This is a genomic window from Duncaniella sp., from assembly GCF_029054785.1.
Classification (GTDB): Bacteria; Bacteroidota; Bacteroidia; order Bacteroidales; family Muribaculaceae; genus Duncaniella.
In genome coordinates, this window is sequence record NZ_JAIDEN010000023.1 from 1 (window position 1) to 18,374 (window position 18,374).

Annotated in this window: 13 protein-coding genes; 5 read left to right on the top strand and 8 right to left on the bottom strand. The window is 56.4% G+C overall.

Annotated elements, in window-relative coordinates; translation table 11 throughout:
• From K2H17_RS00930 to K2H17_RS00965, 8 genes are all read right to left on the bottom strand, one after another.
• Positions 1–2,803: N-acetylmuramoyl-L-alanine amidase (locus K2H17_RS00930; RefSeq protein WP_300130307.1), on the bottom strand; the 2,803-nt coding region annotated here is incomplete at its 3' end.
• A 201-nt stretch (positions 2,804–3,004) separates the two neighbouring features.
• Positions 3,005–4,054: a 4-phosphoerythronate dehydrogenase gene (locus K2H17_RS00935; protein ID WP_300130309.1), complete on the bottom strand. Its 1,050-nt coding sequence runs from the start codon at positions 4,052–4,054 to the stop codon at positions 3,005–3,007.
• 56 nt (positions 4,055–4,110) lie between these two features.
• Positions 4,111–5,097, bottom strand: a complete 987-nt coding sequence (locus K2H17_RS00940) for a hypothetical protein (protein ID WP_300130312.1) — start codon at positions 5,095–5,097, stop codon at positions 4,111–4,113.
• On the bottom strand, positions 5,094–6,494 hold the full coding sequence (purD, locus tag K2H17_RS00945) for a phosphoribosylamine--glycine ligase (protein ID WP_300130314.1): 1,401 nt from the start codon (positions 6,492–6,494) through the stop codon (positions 5,094–5,096). Before purD ends, K2H17_RS00940 begins: the two co-directional genes overlap by 4 nt.
• Before the next feature lie 79 nt (positions 6,495–6,573).
• Positions 6,574–8,139 carry a THUMP domain-containing protein gene (locus K2H17_RS00950; RefSeq protein ID WP_300130315.1) on the bottom strand — a complete coding sequence of 522 codons (1,566 nt, stop codon included), beginning with the start codon at positions 8,137–8,139 and terminating at the stop codon, positions 6,574–6,576.
• 77 nt (positions 8,140–8,216) lie between these two features.
• Positions 8,217–9,134, bottom strand: a complete 918-nt coding sequence (locus K2H17_RS00955) for a serine acetyltransferase (protein ID WP_300130317.1) — start codon at positions 9,132–9,134, stop codon at positions 8,217–8,219.
• 67 nt (positions 9,135–9,201) lie between these two features.
• Complete coding sequence (locus K2H17_RS00960) at positions 9,202–9,930, bottom strand: potassium channel family protein (RefSeq protein WP_300130320.1); 729 nt, start codon at positions 9,928–9,930, stop codon at positions 9,202–9,204.
• Positions 9,931–10,150: 220 nt separating this feature from the next.
• On the bottom strand, positions 10,151–11,836 hold the full coding sequence (locus K2H17_RS00965) for a tetratricopeptide repeat protein (RefSeq protein ID WP_300130323.1): 1,686 nt from the start codon (positions 11,834–11,836) through the stop codon (positions 10,151–10,153).
• Between the two features lie 204 nt (positions 11,837–12,040).
• On the opposite strand from K2H17_RS00965, the gene speA reads away from it, so the two are divergent.
• The 5 genes from speA (at position 12,041) to prfB (ending at position 18,228) form a co-directional block, all read left to right on the top strand.
• Entirely contained in the window at positions 12,041–13,942 is a 1,902-nt protein-coding gene (gene speA / locus K2H17_RS00970; protein ID WP_300130325.1) for a biosynthetic arginine decarboxylase, read from the top strand.
• A 29-nt stretch (positions 13,943–13,971) separates the two neighbouring features.
• Positions 13,972–14,703 carry a tRNA pseudouridine(38-40) synthase TruA gene (gene truA, locus K2H17_RS00975; protein WP_300130327.1) on the top strand — a complete coding sequence of 244 codons (732 nt, stop codon included), beginning with the start codon at positions 13,972–13,974 and terminating at the stop codon, positions 14,701–14,703.
• A gap of 86 nt (positions 14,704–14,789) precedes the next feature.
• Complete coding sequence (locus tag K2H17_RS00980) at positions 14,790–15,923, top strand: ABC transporter substrate-binding protein (RefSeq protein WP_300130330.1); 1,134 nt, start codon at positions 14,790–14,792, stop codon at positions 15,921–15,923.
• The gene (locus tag K2H17_RS00985) at positions 15,920–16,960 is read left to right on the top strand and encodes an iron ABC transporter permease (RefSeq protein WP_300130332.1); all 1,041 of its coding nucleotides are present in this window, start codon (positions 15,920–15,922) and stop codon (positions 16,958–16,960) included. The genes K2H17_RS00980 and K2H17_RS00985 overlap by 4 nt, the downstream gene beginning before the upstream one ends.
• 151 nt (positions 16,961–17,111) lie before the next feature.
• Positions 17,112–18,228, top strand: a protein-coding gene (prfB, locus tag K2H17_RS00990; protein ID WP_300130334.1) for a peptide chain release factor 2 whose coding sequence is annotated in 2 segments (ribosomal slippage) — positions 17,112–17,174 and positions 17,176–18,228 — 1,116 coding nt in all. Because the reading frame shifts where the segments join, the coding sequence is not laid out codon by codon here.
• The last annotated feature ends 146 nt before the right edge of the window (positions 18,229–18,374 follow it).

The following is an 18,374-nucleotide window of genomic DNA, read 5'->3' on the forward strand; positions in this document are numbered from 1 at the left end:
GGTTGCGCGGGCAGCGGGTCTGGCAGGGGGTGGTCGGCGGCTCGTTGGCGATTATGGTCTCAGGAACTACCTTCGGGCGTGCGCCGGGATGGACTCCTTCGGGGGCGGTGAAGAAGTCGAGGATCTGTTTCATCAGGGCATCGCGCTCGTAGCTTCCGGTGATGGTCTCGAAGGGGAAGCCGAGGGTTACGGCACGGTGGGTGCCTGGATCGAAGGCTACGCCGGCTATGTAGTCGTTTTCGGTGTAGCGCAGTATGGCAGTGCCGTTCGATTTGTCGATCGGGCTGAATGATTCCGGCGATTCTACGGCATAGCAGTCGGCGTTGAGCTGCTGACGGAAGGTGAACGAGAGGCCGGGGCTGAATTCATTGTATTTCGACTTGACCTCGCGGACCTTGCCTGTGACGGTAGCCTTGGCCTGGCGCCACTGGAGGCCTAAGACAGAGTGGCCGAACCGGCTGTCGGAAACCCGCCGGTCGCCTGACGACAGTGGATTGTCGAAGAGATCGGAGCCGATATAGCTGCCTGAAACGAAGAGAGAGCCTCCGCCGTCGCAGAACTCGCTCAGACGTTGTTTGAGCTGTTCGGTAAAGGGTTTGAACTTGCGTTCCTGCGAGGTGCCTACGGTGATTTCCTTCTGCTTGCCGAGGATGAGGTCTATGATCCCGACCTCAGGCATGTTGTCGACAAAGGCATCAACTCCGGCTGAGATGAAAGAATAGCCTGCGGCGCGTATCGAGGTGCCGTGGACATAGACGAAATCAAAGGTGTTGCCCGCAAAGACTTCGGTCTCGTGAGTGGCGTGGCTCGCGCCATGTCCGGGGGAATCGTTGGAGGTCCACTCGATTCCGGGGCGGAATTCGGTCTGACAGCCGGTGAAATGGATGTCCTGAATGTAGGGCACACCGTGGTCTTCCTCATAGTCGAAGCCGACGCGCCCTGAGGCGTAGATTTCGGCAGGGCCTGAGATGCGGGTGAATCCGTTGACAATGAGCACCTGCGGCTTGTCAGTCGCGGTGTTGCACAGCGAGAGGATTTCAGAGGGGAAACTGATGCCGCCGTCGTTGCCTGCCACGATCTTGTAGCTGTATATGTGGTCATCGTTGACACGCACTGTCAGCCAGGGATCGTCTGTCACGGCCAGTTCGGTGAATGCCCCGTCGTCGACACGCTCGTAGACAATATAATATGTGGGCTTGGCCGACGGTTCAAGCGGGTCGTCGACTCCCTGCCAGGTCAGCAGATACTCCCCGCCGCTTCCGGAAATGCGGAACCGGCTCACGGGCAGAGGCTCGACCACGTAAGGCACTCCGTCTTTTTCGTGGAGGTATTTCAGTATGCCCTTATAGATCGCGCGGCTGACGGTGAAGCGGAAGGTCGGGTCAAGGCCGTAGCGCATGTCGGCGAAATTCTGGTGGCTGAGGAGTTCGATGAGCATTGCAGGGACCTGAGTGTCCGTCACTTCGCGGTAAGGCTTGTTGCGGAGTTTGCGCCGGGTCCATGTCGGCTCGTAGAGAGTCTGAATGTCGCTGACAATCTGGTCGGTCACAATGTCGGCATAGCGTTTTGAGGTAGTGCGCGCCTCTCCGCTGCCAAGCCGGCTTCCTTTGGTGTAGACGATAGGCATTGTGCCTACGGTCTCGTCCGGGCCGGAGGTTGTGCCTGCGTCGGTGTGGAATGCAAACGAGAGGTCAATCGGAATACCGAGGCCTTTCTGGCCCGGAAGCTGCGAGGAGCCTCCGGCGAGGTAGTTGACCCACAGAGCGCGGCTCTTGTAGTCATCCTCATAGTCATTCTCTCCGTCGGTGATGCTGTAAACCGAAGAGGGGATACCGGCCCACTGCATCCAGTAGCGGGCGCCCTCCGTGAAGCGCGGATAGGTGCTGACTGTGGGTTCTCCGCCGGGAGCCGAGCGGCTGACGTTGCCCATGCCGCCGCCGATCTTGACGGCGTCGGCGGTGACGATCCTGCCGCTTTCCGACGAAAGATTGGAGAGTTCGACCACCGGACGGTCGCTTTTTCCGGCAGCGAAGGGGAAGGTGCCGAGATAGACCCATGTACCGCCGCCGATGTGCTGGTTGACCTCAAATTCCTCGCTTCCGGCGAGGGAGTTGACGGTGTAGCGGGCATTGCGGGCGCTGTTGGGCAGAGAGGCATAGCTGACGTAGAGGGCGTAGTTGCCACCTTCGGGAAAGTCGGCATACCATGAGGCGGTCGACACCTTGGCCGGGTCGGTCACAGTGGCCACCTCGCGGACTGTCCCCATGCGGAAGGGGTTGTCGCCGTTGCCCAATACATCTTTTTTGTAGCCGAAGCCTTTGACTCCGCTTGCAGAGGCCCATTTCTGCTGGCCGTTTTTCTCGTTGTAGTCTTTCTGTGCGTATCCGCCGTCCATGTCAATGATTATTTCCTGGGTCGATGTGTCGCGTTCGCGGGGAGAGAGCACGTAGGCCCCGGCATTCTCAAGCATCGGGACGAGGTAGGGGAGGACATAGGCCTGAGGATAGAGGTCCTCGACAGTACCCATCAGACGGGCGCGCTGCCACATCCACCGCTCCTCGTTCTGGTCGAAATAGCGCCCGTGGCTTTGCCAGAGAGCGATGTTTTTTCCGGCAAGACCCTTTTTCACCGAAGGAGCGTCGACACGGGTGACAAATGGCTCGCGAGCCGGACGCGGAACTGCCGGCGCAGAGGCCTTCTGGGTGGTTTTAGCGGTTTTGGCTTTGCTTCTTCTCGGCGTTTTGGTGGCTGCACCTGCAACGAGAGTGCAGAATATCATCAATATGGAAATAATCTGTTTCATAAGTGTTGACCTCTTGGAGTATGTTTGTTTTGGCTTATATTAAAAGCAAACAGACTCTTATGGAGTTATAACATCCCGGCGGCTGATTGCACTGATGCCGGAGGACGTTTTTTTGATCCAAATTCAGAAAGTTTCTTGAAATTTAAGAGACTTCCGCTGGGGCGAGGTTCCGTGCGGATGGAGTGGGGATCCGGCGGAATCTCAGCAATGTGGTTCGGGGCGAAGATTGTAGTTGTTGCGGAGTGATTCGAACTCCTTGCCGACTGAGGCCTCAGGCGACGGGAGGCACCGCAGGATGTGGTCGGCGTCGATGTGATAGGCAAGCATCTCCTCGGTGACGGTTTCCGGGACGGGGCACACTCCGGGGAGTCCGGCGCTTAGTTTTTCGGCAGTGACCGCAAGTCCGAAGTGCTTTTGCAGATGGAGGGCAAGTGCGTCAAGCACCATTGCGGTCGCCCGGATCTTGCCTTCGGCTGAATATCCGGCTATGTGGGGAGTGGCCACGATCGCCTTTGACAGCAGTTCCTGATCTATATCAGGCTCGTTTTCCCAGCAGTCGATCGCCACAGCCGAGATGATTCTGCGTTTCAGAGCATCTTTAAGCGCCGCGGTATCGGCCACGGCGCCGCGGGCGGCGTTGATGATCAGCGGGCGGCGGCGCGTCGATGTGAGAAAGTCTTCATTGATGAGATGGAAGGTCGGCCAGGGACCGGAGGTGGTGAAGGGCGTATGGACTGAAATGAAATCAGCCTCTCCGGCAAGCTCCCGCAGGGAGCGGTAGTCAAAGTTGCCGTCGCCGCTCTGCTGTTTCGGCGGATCGTTGAGGATTGTCTTCATCCCAAGGCCGATAGCCCAGCGGTTGAGGATTGTGCCGACGTTGCCCACTCCGATGATGCCGAGAGTCTTTCCGGCGAGCGGTTCTCCAGGGCCAAGAAAGAATCTGATTGCCGAAAGGACATATTGGGCCACGGCAGGTGCGTTGCATCCCGGCGCGTTGGCCACGGTGATTCCGCGTGAGCGGCAGTAGTCCAGGTCAATGTGGTCTGTCCCGATTGTCGCCGTGCCGATGAAGGAGCATTTTGAGTTTTCAAGCAGAGAGGCGTCACAGCGTGTACGTGTACGGGTCAGGAGTATATCGGCATCGCGGACTGTGTCGGCTGTTATGGCGTCGCCCGGAAGGAGTGTCAGTTCTCCGAGATCTCTGACGGCGTCAGCTATATATGGAATGTTGCGGTCGGCTACGATTTTCATGTGTCGGTTTTGGTGTCGTGGTGCTTTGCTCACCACCTTATTTATAGTATTATGTCTCAGCTCAGCATATCCCAGATGTATATTCCCAGATAGGCCGCCATCAGGGTGACCACAGCGATGTAGCCTCGCCTCATGACCGTGAAGCGGAAGAAATGGCCCACCTGAAAAGCCACACAGGCGTTCAGCAGGGTGATGTAGAGCGGAAGGTTCGTGAAGTTGACAATGGCGAAAATGCCTGTTGCGATCGAGAGGAGTGTCAGCACACCGTTATAGGCGCGGGCCTGTGCGTTGAAACCGATGATCTTTATGAGGTTTATGTTGCCGAAAAGAAAGCCGGTCAGCAGTGTCAGTGCCGCAGCCGAAAGCAGAGGCCAGTCGGCCTGTCCGTCGAAGAGCATCGAGGGTGGAGTGAAGCAGAACTGCGGGATTTCCGGCTCAGGCACCAGACCGAGCCCCCATGTGATCCAGGCCGGAGTGATGTTGCCTAAGATCGCAGCGAGGATTTTCTTGAGGGTGAATATCCTCATCTGGCCCAAGGCGGCGATGAACACCGGAATATAGAGCGCGAACGAATATTCCGTCAGTTGTCCCAATCCGATGAGGAAAAATGTCAGGAAGACGCGCCGTGAGCTTATACGCTGGTTATAGATGCTGAATATCAGCCAGACGGCCCCCATCATTATGAGCGCTAAAAGGGAGGAGGCGCCGAGCTGCCCCATCACCACCGGCGTGCAGGCCGTTATGAAAACGAAATAGGCCGCGAAGAAGGCCGATGTGGTCCTAAGCAGGTTGAAATGGCGGTTGATAACTATCATCACCGCGCCCGTGGCGAGCACAATCAGAAGATTGAGCCACATTGAGAGGCTTCCTGCGCCGAGCCATGACGAGGGTGTCGGGAAAGCCACTGTGCGGAAATCGCCCAGGTGGGGGATCTTGCCTGCAAGCTCTGCCTGCAAGGTCATAAAAACCGCCGCGAGGCCTATGAGCACGCCCATGCCTCGCGAACGGATTATTCGGGTAAAAGTGAGTTCTTTACGGGTCATCCGCGGTTTTCACTCAGTTTTTTAAGGTCCTGGCCGATGTCGCGGCGCATATATTTTCCGTTGAATTCGACAGTCTTTGCTGCGGCATAGCTGTTGGCCAGTGCTGAGTCGATCGAATCGCCGTAGGCGCTGCAAGCGATCACGCGTCCGCCTGAAGTCAGGAGCTTGCCGTCGGCAGTGCGCTTGGTTCCGGCATGGAAGAGGATTGCATTGGCCATCGGAGAGTCGGCTCCGGTGATCTCCTCGCCCTTGGCATAGCTGCCGGGGTAGCCGCCTGACACGACCATTACTGTGGTTGCGTGGCGCGGATCCTCGGCCAGAGGCATGGTGCCGAGATTGCCTTTGGCTGCGGCTTCGAGCAGCGGGAGCAGGTCAGATGCGATGCGCAGCATCACCACTTCAGTTTCCGGGTCGCCCATGCGGACGTTGTATTCGATCACCATCGGCTCGCCCTCAACCTCGATCAGACCGAGGAAGATGAAACCGCGGTAGGTGATGCCTTCAGCAATCAGGCCGTTGACGGTCGGAAGGATGATGCGTTCTTCGACTTTGCGCATGAATTCGCTGTCGGCGAACACGACGGGGCTGACAGCGCCCATGCCGCCGGTGTTGGGGCCGGTGTCACCTTCGCCGATACGCTTGTAGTCCTTGGCCACGGGGAGGATGCGGTAGCCGCCGTTGCCGTCGGTCAGCACGAACACCGAGCATTCGATTCCTTTGAGGAACTCCTCGATCACGACAGTGGCCGATGACTTGCCGAACATTCCGCCGAGCATTTCGCGCAGCGATGCCTTGGCTTCGTCAAGGGAGTCGATGATCAGCACACCCTTGCCTGCGGCGAGGCCGTCGGCTTTGAGCACGTATGGAGCCTTGAGTGATTCGAGGAATTTGCATCCCTCCTCGACGGTCTCGGCTGTGAAGCTGTGGTAGGCAGCCGTGGGTATTGAGTGGCGCACCATGAACTGCTTTGCAAAGTCCTTGCTGCCTTCGAGTGCGGCGCCGGCCTTGGAGGGTCCGACGATCAGCGGCGCGCCTTCAACGTTCTGGAAGTAGTCGAAGATTCCGGCAACGAGAGGATCTTCGTTGCCGACAACGATCATGTCGATCGCGTTTGCCTTGCAGAACTCGGCGATGGCAGCGAAGTCAAGCGGGGAGAGATCTACGTTCTCGCCGTAAGCGTCGGTGCCGCCGTTGCCGGGTGCGATGAAGAGTTTTTCCAGGCGGGGAGAGAGTGATATTTTCCATGCGAGGGCACATTCGCGGCCTCCCGATCCGAGGAGCAGCACTCTGAGCTTCTCGCCCTGGACGGCAAGAGTCTCGTCGGCGTTGAAGGGGCTGTTTTCAGGCGTGTTGCTGACAGGTTGGCACAGAGTGTTGAGATTCTGTTGGAGTGACATGGCTGTTGGGGGGGTATTAACGTGATGAAAATTCTGAATGATAAAAATTGGGGGTGGTTTTCCCGGAGTTGTCCGACGCTTACTCGGCAGATGAGTTGGTGTTGTCGGTGTCAGGGCGCTTCCAGCGGCGGCGGGTTCTCATGAAAGGACCGTCAGGAGCGGGGATCGACGGGCGTTTGGGCGCTTCGCCGAGCGATTTGAGCGCATGGGGATTGCGGTGGCGCGACAGCAGCTGTTCGGCCTCGCTCTGTGCGGCAGTCTCTTCCTTGAATTTGCGGCGGCGTTCTTCGCTGCGGGCATAGCCTCCCTTCTGCGGACGGTATTTGTCTTCAAGTCTGTTGGGCTTGCGGCGTGCAGGTCCGGCATCCTTGCCGCCCATGCCTTTTTCGCGGGCGTCACGGCGCCATTCGCTGTCGCTCTTGCGGGTCGGCTGTCGGCGTTCCTTGCGGTCAGGGGTTTCTTCCTTGATGACTCCTCCCTCACGGCGGAAATCGCTCTTGGTGCCTTCGAAGATCACATATTCGCGCAGTTCGCAGTCAAGACCGCCGTTCTGCATCGACTCTTTGACCGAGGGGGTCAGGCCGATGGCTGTCAGATAGTCGATGTTGGAGGAGATGACCCATGCGTGATAGCCGAGGAACACGCGCTTGAACTTGGTGCCGAGCATCTTGTAGAGCTGCTCCATGTCCTGGACGTTGATACGCTCGCCATAAGGGGGATTGGTGATGAGCACACCGGGGGCACCTCCGGCGGGAGCCTCGTCCCAGAGCTGGAGAGGTTTGATGCGGAGGTTGATATATTCGTCGACTCCGGCAGCGAGGATGTTGCGTTCGGCAATCGCCACTGCTTTGGGCGAGATGTCTGATCCGTAGATCTTGAAAGGAACTTCGCGGCGTTCGGAATTCTCGGCCATCACCTTTTCGAACAGTTCGGAGTCATAGTCGCGCCAGTTCTCGAAGGCGAAGTTCTTCCGGTAGCTTCCGGGCTTGATGCCTGCGGCAATCATGGCAGCTTCGATGAGGAAGGTGCCTGAACCGCACATCGGATCGACGAAAGGACTGTCGCCGCGCCATCCGCTTTTGAGAATGATGCCTGCGGCGAGAACCTCGTTGATCGGCGCCTCGGTCTGGGCCACACGCCATCCGCGTTTGTGGAGCGACTCGCCCGATGAGTTGAGCGAGAGGGTGACACGGTCGCCGTCGATGTGGACGTTGATCATCACGTCTGCGTCGTTCAGACGCACTCCGGGGCGCTTGTCCTGGCCGAAACGGTCTTTGAAATAGTCGACAATCGCATCTTTGACGCGGTAGGTGACGAAACGTGAGTGGGTGAACTCTGACGAGTGGGAGGTGGTGTCGATCGAGAAGGTCTTTTCGATGGACATCACATCGCTCCAGTTGTACTCTTTCACCATCTCATAGAGAGAGTCGGTGTCCTTGGCGATGAATTTGTAGATCGGCTTCAGGATCGAGAGTGCAGTGCGGCAGCAGATGTTGGCGCGATAGAGCATGGCGAGATCTCCTTCGAAAGAGACCATGCGGCGACCGGGCTCCACATTTACCGCTCCGAGCTGGCGGAGTTCTTCAGCAAGAATTTCCTCAAGACCTTTGAAGGTCTTTGCTACCATTTCAAAACGATGTTCCATGTGACAATTTATATAGTTCCTTGTTGATTTGATCAGTTGTGATAATATATAATAGGTGTGGGGGCGAGTGAGTGCGCTCATCGGGCCGAACGGAAGTTGTCGGCGCGGGCCTGTATCAGTTTTTCGCCTGCTTCGACATCGCGGGTGACCCAGAGGTTGCCGCCGATGACAGCGCCGTCGCCAATGGTCACGCGCCCCAGTATTGTGGAGTTGGAGTAGACCACCACTCCGTCGCCCAGGATCGGATGACGCGGGATTCCTTTCACCGGATTGTTCGAGTCGTCAGTGACAAAACTTTTGGCGCCGAGCGTCACACCCTGATAGAGCTTTACATTGCGCCCGATTATGGCTGTGGCGCCGATGACGACTCCTGTGCCGTGGTCGATGACGAAGCCTTCACCGATGCGGGCGCCGGGATGGATGTCGATCCCGGTGTCGGAATGGGCCTGTTCGGTGATCATGCGCGGAACCACGGGCACTTCAAGCTCAAGCAGACGGTGGGCTATGCGGTAGCTCATCGTTGCCCGGAAGCCGGGATAGCAGACAATCACTTCGTGAGTCGACGTCGCGGCCGGATCGCCGAGATAAGTGGCGTCTATGTCTGTGTCGAGGATATGGCGGATGTCGGGAAGACCGGCGATGAAAGCATCAGCCATCCGGGCGGCGATCAGGCGCAGGCCGGAAAGAGATGTACCGGAATGGTCATTGCTGAAACACAGGGCTGCGGTGATCTGCTCGGTCAGGAGGCGTTGCAGTTCGTGACATTCGATAGTCATGACCGAGCGCATCACAGAAGTGTCATGGTCTGAATCGGTCAGAAATCCGGGGAACATCAGGCGCGAGGCCAGGTCCACGATACGGCGCACCGCGGAGTTGGAAAGCAGTGGCTCCCCTTCGCCTGTGCGGGCTGGACACACGTGGCGCATGTCGTCGATACTGCAAAGGTGACCTATCACCTCGTCGATCTGAAACCGTTTGTCCGGATTCTGTTCCATAATTTCACTTATCCCTGTGCGATGACTGCAAAGTTACGATTTTTGGATAGGCTATAAAAATAATTGCCTAACTTTTTTGCGTCGCTGCGGTCTGATCGCTGCGGTGAGAACGGGTGTATTGTCTTATGAGTGAGGTTATAAATACTGTGAACAGAGGAAACATCACTATCCCGCCGACCGAGAGGATGCAGCCAAGCACTTTTCCGGCCACGGTGACCGGATAGATGTCACATCCGAGGGTTGTCGCGTTCATGCAGGCCCACCACAGGGCTGTCCCGAAGTTGTTGACATCGGGGTTGAGGCCTTCCTCGAAGTAGAAAAAGATCAGACTGCCCAGATAGATGAAGGAGGCAAGGATGACTATGTAGGATGACAGGAATGATGTCAGTCGGTTGCGGAAAAATGCGCTGACCACGATCACCATCGCCATGACTCCGCGGGCCAGGGGGATGAAGCGCACGAAAAACAGCTGTTCCTGGTTCAGCGGGATGTGCAGCAGGCTGATGAGGTTGAGATAGGGGATCGAGAGGAGCAGATAGAGGATTCGGGTGCGCACATAGTGCCATCGGTCAGTGGAGACTGCGAGTTCGATGAAAAAATCGGCTATGAACACCATGCACACCCAGAACTGGAAGTGCATGTAGAATCTGTCATCAAGGAAGTTGATCCCCTTGAACGTGTCAGCTGAGATGAAGACGATCAGCAGCACCGAGAGCACGATGATCACCCAGTGCAGGAGGTCAATCAGATAGTGATGTCTGTGTTTGCTTTGAGCAGGCGTTTTTCCCTCGTTCATTTGAAAAAGTCAGTTGAGTTGAGCTGTATATATTAAAGGAGCTGTATATTAAAACTGTATATTAAATATGTGTCTGACTTTTTAACATTGCTCCGGAGCAGTAAGTTTTCCGAGGGGTGGACGAATTTCCGTAAACTGCAAAAAAATCGGCCCCGCGAGACTGAAATGAATTCAGCGTCGCGGGGCCTGAAAATGTCTGTTGCTTTACTCTTTCAGTTTCTTAGAGAACGCTTGAAAGGTTGAAGCGTGAGAATTCGAGATCGTTGGCAGCCTGCTTGGCGATCGACTTGTCGAGCTTGATTGCCTGACGGAGGTTTGAAGTCACCATCTGGTCATTGTTGGTGCGGGCACCGAGGATGGCCATCAGATAGTAGGTGGTGGCGTCGGGAGCCTGGATGGCTGCGAGGGTTGATTTGGCCTTGCTGTAATCCTTGGAGAGGATCTGGGCGAGAGCGGCGTTGTTGCTCTTGTCGTTGCCGAAAGCCTTGACAGCTGCGTTGACGTCACCCTGCTGGAGGTAATATACACCGAGAGCTGATCCGAGTTCGGGAACACCGCCGGCTTTGCCGAACGACTGGTTGGCGGCGCGCAGGTCATTGTTGACGAGAGCGACAAGACCCTGGTTCATCTGTGCTTCGGGAGCCGAAGAGTTGACGCGGGCTGCTTTCTTGAAGCTTGCCATAGCTGCGTCGTAGTCACCCTGCTGATAGAGCACCTTGCCGAGGTTGTTGAAGCCGCGGTAGTCGTTGGGGTAGAGGTTGGTTGCAGCGGTGTAGATAGCTTTCTTGCGGTTGAGGTCGTCGGTGAGGGTTGCGCCGTAGAGGAGTTCGTCAACGCTGAGAGTAGAGGGATCAGTGTCGAAAGCCTTGTTGATTTCTTCGTCGCTCTTGCCGATCACGTTGACGCTTGCAGTGATGCGTGAATAGCGGAGCTGCGGGAGGATCTCGTCAGCGAGCTGGTCGAATACGCTTGAGAGGTTGCGGATCTCGCGTTCGCGCTGTTCGGGATCTTTGTACATTGAGAGGACGCTGATGATGAGGTCCTTGTCCTGGATGTTGCTTGCAGCGACGAGCTTCTGGAAGCCTTCCCAGTCTTCGGGAGTGAAGTTGGCGGTCAGTTCGCCGAATTCAGTCACCTTGTCCTTCTGGAGCTGCTTGGTCAGATAGCCCTGGGTGTTGGTCTCGCGGTTCTGGGCGAGGCGGGTGTTGAAGTCGAGCGAGCCGTCAGGCGAAGCGTATGACTGGATGTTGATTTCCTCGATCTTGCGGTTTTCATCACCTGCGGCAGCCTTGATGTCGCGGTTGAGGCGGAGAACTTCGTCGCTCTTCAGCTCGCTTTCGCGGAGGTTGGCCTGGTTGATGAGGAAGTGGATGTCAGCCGAGTATTTTTCGTTGATGATGCGCTGGAACTTGTCGGCAGCGGTTGCGGGATCGACGGTGCCTGCGTCAGCGAGAGCTGCGGTTGCGATGATGCCGTCGGCAACTTTCACGCGCGGAAGCACGTACTGCTTGCCTTTCTGATCAACTGTGAAGCCGAGATACAGCTCCGAACGCTGCATTTCGGGCTTGTAGGCATAGTTGACGGGAATGGTGACGGTGCCGCCGTTGTCATAGGAGATGACACGGTTGTTGCCACGTACTTTCTCACCCTGGAATGCCTGGGCGGTGCCGGCTATTTCAGTGCCGTTGAATGTGAGGTAGGGGGTCACTGTCACAGTGGCGTTTTTGACGAAGAATTTCGGGGGAATGTTGCCGGTTACGGTGGCGGGTACATTCTGTCCAACTACTTCGAGCGGATTGGGATTGGTGCTGAAGTAATCAGCTGCAAACTGATTCATCTTCTTGCTACATCCGGTCAGCACGAGTGCCGAGCCGAAAAGGAGTGAGAAAGCAGATTTCTTATCCATACTAAGTTTTATAAAATGTGATAGGAGTTATTGTTGTGATTTTATGAAGCAAAGTTACAATCTTTATCGCTAATATCCCAAAATAATGAAAATAATTGTTATAAAAATGGGCCGATTTGGTGAATTAGTTGTACTTTTGCCGGATAAAAAATAACCTCTAAGTTTATAAATTACAGAAACAATTCAGAAAAACGAAAATAGCCGATGAGAAGATGGCGTATTGAAGACAGCTCGGAGCTGTACAATATTCAGGGTTGGGGACGACAGTATTTCTCCATTAACGAAAAAGGAAATGTGGCGGTTACGCCACGCGAAGGTTTTGCTTCAGTCGATCTGCGTGAAGTCATGGACGAACTCCAGGTCAGGGACATCACTTCGCCTGTCCTGCTGCGCTTCCCCGATATTCTCGACAATCGCATCGAGAAGATTTCAAACTGTTTTGCTCAGGCTTCGAAACAGTATGACTACCAGGCCCAGAACTATATCATCTATCCCATCAAAGTCAATCAGATGAGGCCGGTGGTCGAGGAGATCGTCACTCACGGCGAGAAGTTCAACATCGGTCTTGAGGCCGGTTCAAAACCCGAACTTCATGCCGTGCTTGCCACCAACATCAAGGAAAACGCTCTGATCATCTGCAACGGCTACAAGGACCAGACCTACATCGAACTGGCCCTGCTCGCCCAGAAGATGGGCCGCCGCATCTATCTTGTGGTCGAAAAGCTCAATGAACTCCGCATCATCTCCGAGGTCGCGAAGCGCATCGGTATCGACCCCAATGTCGGCATCCGCATCAAACTTGCCTCTTCCGGTTCCGGAAAGTGGGAGACAAGCGGGGGCGATCAGTCGAAATTCGGACTTAACTCCTCGGAACTTCTTGAAGCGCTTGATTTCATGGAGCGCAACAAGATGAAACACTGCCTGAAACTTATCCATTTCCATATCGGCAGCCAGATCACCAAGATCCGCCGCATCAAGAACGCCATCCGCGAGGCCACTCAGTTCTATGTCCAGCTCACAAACATGGGCTTCGACATCGACTTCATGGACATCGGCGGCGGTCTGGGCGTGGACTACGACGGAACACGCAACTCCGCTTCCGGCAGCTCCATGAACTATTCCATCCAGGAATATGCCAATGATGCCGTGTCGGCCATCGTGGACGCCTGCGAGAAGAACGGTCTGAAGCAGCCCAACATCATCAACGAGAGCGGACGCTCGCTGACGGCCCACCATTCGGTCCTCGTCTTCGAAGTGCTGGAAACCACCCAGCTCCCTCTCTGGAAGGATTCGAAAGATATTCAGGAAGATGACCATGAACTTGCAAAGGAACTCTATGAGATCTGGGACAAGCTCAACCAGCAGCGTCTTCTTGAAAGCTGGCACGATGCGTTGCAGATCCGCGAGGAGGCGCTCGACATGTTCAGCCTCGGTATGCTCGACCTGCGCACCCGTGCCCAGATTGAGGAACTTTTCTGGAGCATAGCCCGCGAGGTCGGTGAGATCGCCGACAATATGAAGCATGCCCCAGAAGAGATGCGCAAGGTTGCCAAAATGGTGCCCGACAAGTATTTCTGCAACTTCTCGCTCTTCCAGTCGCTGACCGACTCCTGGGCCATCGACCAGGTGTTCCCGATCATCCCGCTTTCGCGCCTTGACGAAAAGCCTTCGCGCACATGTACGCTTCAGGACATCACCTGCGACAGCGACGGCAAGATCTCGAACTTCATCTCTTCGCAGGGCGGTACGGCAAGTTCTCTCCCTGTCCACCCTGTCAAACCCGGCGAGCCTTACTATCTCGGAGTCTTCCTCGTCGGTGCCTATCAGGAGATCCTCGGCGACATGCACAATCTCTTCGGCGACACCAACGCGGTCCATATCTCCGTCTACAAGGACCGCTATGAGATCGACCGTATAATCGACGGCGAGACTGTGGCCGATGTGCTTGACTACGTGCAGTTCAATCCCAAGAAACTTGTGCGCAACGTCGAAGCCTGGGTGACCGCCTCGATGAAAGCCGGACGCATCACTCCTGAGGAGGGTCGCGAGTTCCTGAGCAACTACCGCTCAGGCCTCTATGGCTACACTTACATTGAAAAAGACTGATCTTACCGACTGATTCCGCTGGTTTGGCAATGAGATATTTCATGCAGCTTTCATATCGCGGCGCGCCTTTCCACGGCTGGCAGTGTCAGCCGGGAGAAGTCACGGTGCAGTCCGTGCTTGAGGATGCCTTGTCGATGATTCTGCGCCGGGCGATGAAAATCACCGGCGCCGGGCGTACTGATGCCGGTGTCAATGCCCGCATGATGGTGGCCCATTTCGATCTTGAGACTCCGCTGGACGATCCTGACGGACTTGTCAGGAAACTCAATGCGGTTGTCGGCAAGGATATAGCCGTGCAGCGGATCTATGAGGTTGCCCCTGACAAGCATGCCCGTTTCGATGCCGTCAGCCGCACCTACCATTATTATGCCGTCACGGAGAAGACCCCCTTTTTCTACCCTCTGAGCTGGAAGGCCCCGGTGTCGCTCGATTTCGATGCGATGAACCGTGCGGCCGAGATCCTGCTTGAGACTTCTGACTTTACCTCTTTCTCAAAACTCCACACGGATGTCAAGACCAACATCTGTCGCGTGAGCTATGCGCGCTGGGAGCGTCTCGGTGACCACGAATGGGTGTTCATCATCACCGCCGACCGTTTTCTGCGCAACATGGTGCGCGCCGTCGTCGGGACTCTCGTCGAAGTAGGCCGTGGCAAGATGTCGATCGCGCAGTTCCGTGAGGTGATCGAGCGTCGCGACCGCTGTGCGGCAGGCACCTCCATGCCCGGTGAGGCTCTCTTCCTGTGGGATGTCAAGTATTGAGAGGTAGGTCCGGAAACAGCTATTGTTTTTAAACAACCTCTAAAACAACCTCTTGAACACCCTCTGAATACTGACCCCCTGAATCAATGAAACATAAATTCCTGTCTCTCTTTCTGTCAGCCGCTCTGTCCGCAGGCTTTCTCTGCGGCTGCAAAGGCTCGTCGGCTTCAGACACCGGCATTGTCGGTGACACCCTCACATCCGAGGCCCGCCTGCTGACCCTCGTCGACTGCGGCGGCTACCTTGTGGCCGATGTCAAAAATCCCTGGGACAGTACGAAACTGCTTCAGCGCTACGTCCTGCTTCCTGATTCTGCCGGACTCCCCGAAAATCTGCCCGACGGAGTCTTGGTGCGTGTCCCGCTGAAACGTTCGTTGGTCTACTCCGGGGTCCACGCGGGTGCTGTCAAAGAGCTCGGTGCCATCGCTGCTGTCAGCGGAGTGGCCGAAGGCGCCTATTTCACCATGCCGGAAATCCGCGAGGGGCTCGACCGCGGCTCGATCGTGGATGTCGGCTCCTCGATGTCGCCTGACGTCGAGAAAGTGACCGAGCTGAATCCCGACGCCATCCTTGCCTCGCCCTATCAGAATTCATCCTACGGAGTTGTCGAGAGCCTCGGACTCCCGATCATCGAGTGTGCCGACTACATGGAGGCCACTCCTCTCGCGCGGGCCGAATGGATCAGGCTTCTCGGCGCGCTCTACGGTCATGAGGCCGAGGCCGACAGCATCTGGCGCAAAGTCTCCGACGACTACCGCGCTCTTGCCTCACGTGCCTCTGAGGCCGCGTCTCACCCGAAAGTCATAACCGAGAGGGTGATGAACGGCGTCTGGTTTGTGCCCGGAGGGCGCAGCTACATGTCACGCCTGATCACTGATGCCGGCGGTGTCAATCCCTGGGCCGGAACCCAGGACTCAGGCTCTGTCCAGCTTGATTTCTCGTCGGTTTTTGACAAGGCCTGCGATGCTGACATCTGGCTCATCCGCAACTACGGTCCCGGACTGACTCTCTCTGAACTCAAAAGCTCCTATGAGCTTAACTCACGTATGGATGCTTTCAAGAGCGGTGAGGTCTATGTCGCCGACACCTCGACCTCCACTCTGTTCGAGGATTTTCCCTTCCATCCTGAAAAACTCCTGCGGGAATACATCCTGCTTTTCCTTGGTCCGGACTATGCCGGGACCGATACCACGCGGTATTATAAGCGGATAGAGCCATGAGCGGACTTCCTTCATTGTCTACCCGCCGGGAGAGCCTGTCGCTCTGGGGACTTCTGTGTGCAACGCTGATTCTCTTCGTGTTGTGTCTGTTCATCGGGTCGGTCGACATTCCGGCCCGCGAGGTGCTGACGATCCTGACCGGCGGAGATGCCTCGCGTCCCTCCTGGCCTGTGATCGTCATCGGTTCCCGTCTGATCACCGCCATTGTGGCCCTCATTTCCGGTGCATCGCTTGCCATTGCAGGCCTGATGCTCCAGACCACTTTCGCCAATCCGCTTGCTGGACCCTCGATCCTTGGTGTCTCGACCGGATCGAGCCTCGGAGTGGCCGTGGTCATGCTTGCGTTCGGCGGTTCGCTGGGTTTCATCGGCGAGTCGGTAGGCATAATTGTCGCCGCCGTTGCGGGCGCAATGCTCGTTCTGGGACTGCTGCTTGGCTTTTCGCGGATCCTCAACTCATCGACCATGCTGCTGATCGTCGGCATCCTTGTCGGCTATCTCAGTTCCTCGGCAGTCTCGCTGCTCAACTTCTTCGCGACTCAGGAGGGGGTTCATTCCTTTGTCATCTGGGGTCTCGGATCCTTTTCGGGAGTCTCGCTGCCGCGCCTGCTGGTCTTTGCCCCGGTCGCAGTCATCTTTATAGCGCTCTCGATGCTGATGGTCAAGCCTCTTGACGCCATGCTCCTTGGCGATTCCTATGCGGCAAACCTCGGAGTCGATGTGCGTCGCTCGCGCAACAGGCTTCTGCTCCTTTCGGGCATCCTGACAGCCGTCGTGACAGCCTTTTGCGGTCCGATCGCTTTTGTCGGCATGGTCGTGCCTCACGTGGCGCGTCTGCTCACACGCAGCACCCGCCATCTGATACTCATGCCCGCCACGGCCCTCGCCGGAGCTTCACTCGGCCTGCTATGTGTGCTTCTGAGCGTCCTGCCCGGATCGCGCGGCATCATCCCGATCAACGCCATCACCCCGGTCATAGGCGTTCCGGTCATCCTCTATGTCATTCTCAACCGCCATCGGCTGAACCTTTTCGGCTGACCGCTGCGAAAACAGTCCCCGGCTCCCGCATCCTCGCCGCATCCCCTTCCGCCGCCCGCTGTTTTCGCGGGTGGAAAATTATGCTTACCTTTGTATCCGGAAAATTCAAAAAGACAACGAAATATTAACCAAGCGACTGAATAAAACAATTATGATTACTCAGGAACAATTAAAAGAGACTTTTGAGCGCAAGCTGGCGCTGAGGAGGTATCTTTGACATCGACAGCAAGAAAATCCAAGTAGAGGAGGAAGAACTCCGCACCCATGTGCCTGATTTCTGGGAACATCCTAAAGAAGCTCAGGCCCAGATGAAGAAAATCAAGGATCTCCAGGCCTGGATCGAAGGCTACGAGGAGATCGACAAGATTGTCAACGAACTCCAGATCGCATGGGACTTCCTGAAAGAAGGCCTCGTCGAAGAGTCGGAGATCGACGCGCTTTATGCCGACGCCATCACCAAGATCGAGAACCTCGAACTGCGCAACATGCTTCGCCGCGAGGAGGACAAGCTCGGAGTCGTGCTCAAGATCAATTCCGGTGCCGGCGGTACCGAAAGCCAGGACTGGGCCTCGATGCTCATGCGCATGTATCTGCGCTGGTGTGAGGACCACGGCTACAAGACCTCGATCGCCAACCTTCTTGAAGGCGACGAAGCCGGTATCAAGTCCTGCACGATCAACGTCGAGGGCGATTTCGCCTATGGCTACCTCAAGAGCGAAAACGGCGTCCACCGTCTTGTCCGCGTCTCGCCTTACAATGCCCAGGGCAAGCGCATGACCTCATTCGCCTCTGTATTCGTCACCCCGCTTGTCGACGACACGATTGAGGTCAAGGTTGATCCGGCCCTGCTCTCGTGGGACACCTTCCGTTCGGGCGGCGCAGGCGGTCAGAACGTCAACAAGGTCGAATCCGGTGTGCGTCTGCGCTACCAGTTCACCGACCCCTACACCGGCGAGCAGGAAGAGATTCTCATCGAGAACACCGAGACCCGTGACCAGCCCAAGAACAAGGAAAACGCCATGCGTCAGCTGCGCTCCATTCTCTATGACAAGGAGCTTCAGCACCGTCTCCAGGAGCAGGCCAAGATCGAAGCCGGAAAGATGAAGATCGAATGGGGATCGCAGATCCGCAGCTACGTCTTCGACGACCGCCGAGTCAAAGACCACCGCACCAACTATCAGACCAGCGACGTAGGCGGAGTGATGGACGGCGACCTCGACGCCTTCATCAAAGCCTACCTGATGGAATTCGCCGGAACCGAGGAATAACCGCCCGGTTGCCCGTGGCGCTTTTCAAAGCGTCCGGAATAATCGGCTCGCGCGTCCGTAGGATGCAGGATTACGCATCCCCCGTGCGTCCGTCAGGACGCCGATTTACATATAGCCCGTGACACCCGCGCGCAGCGCAGGGTGTC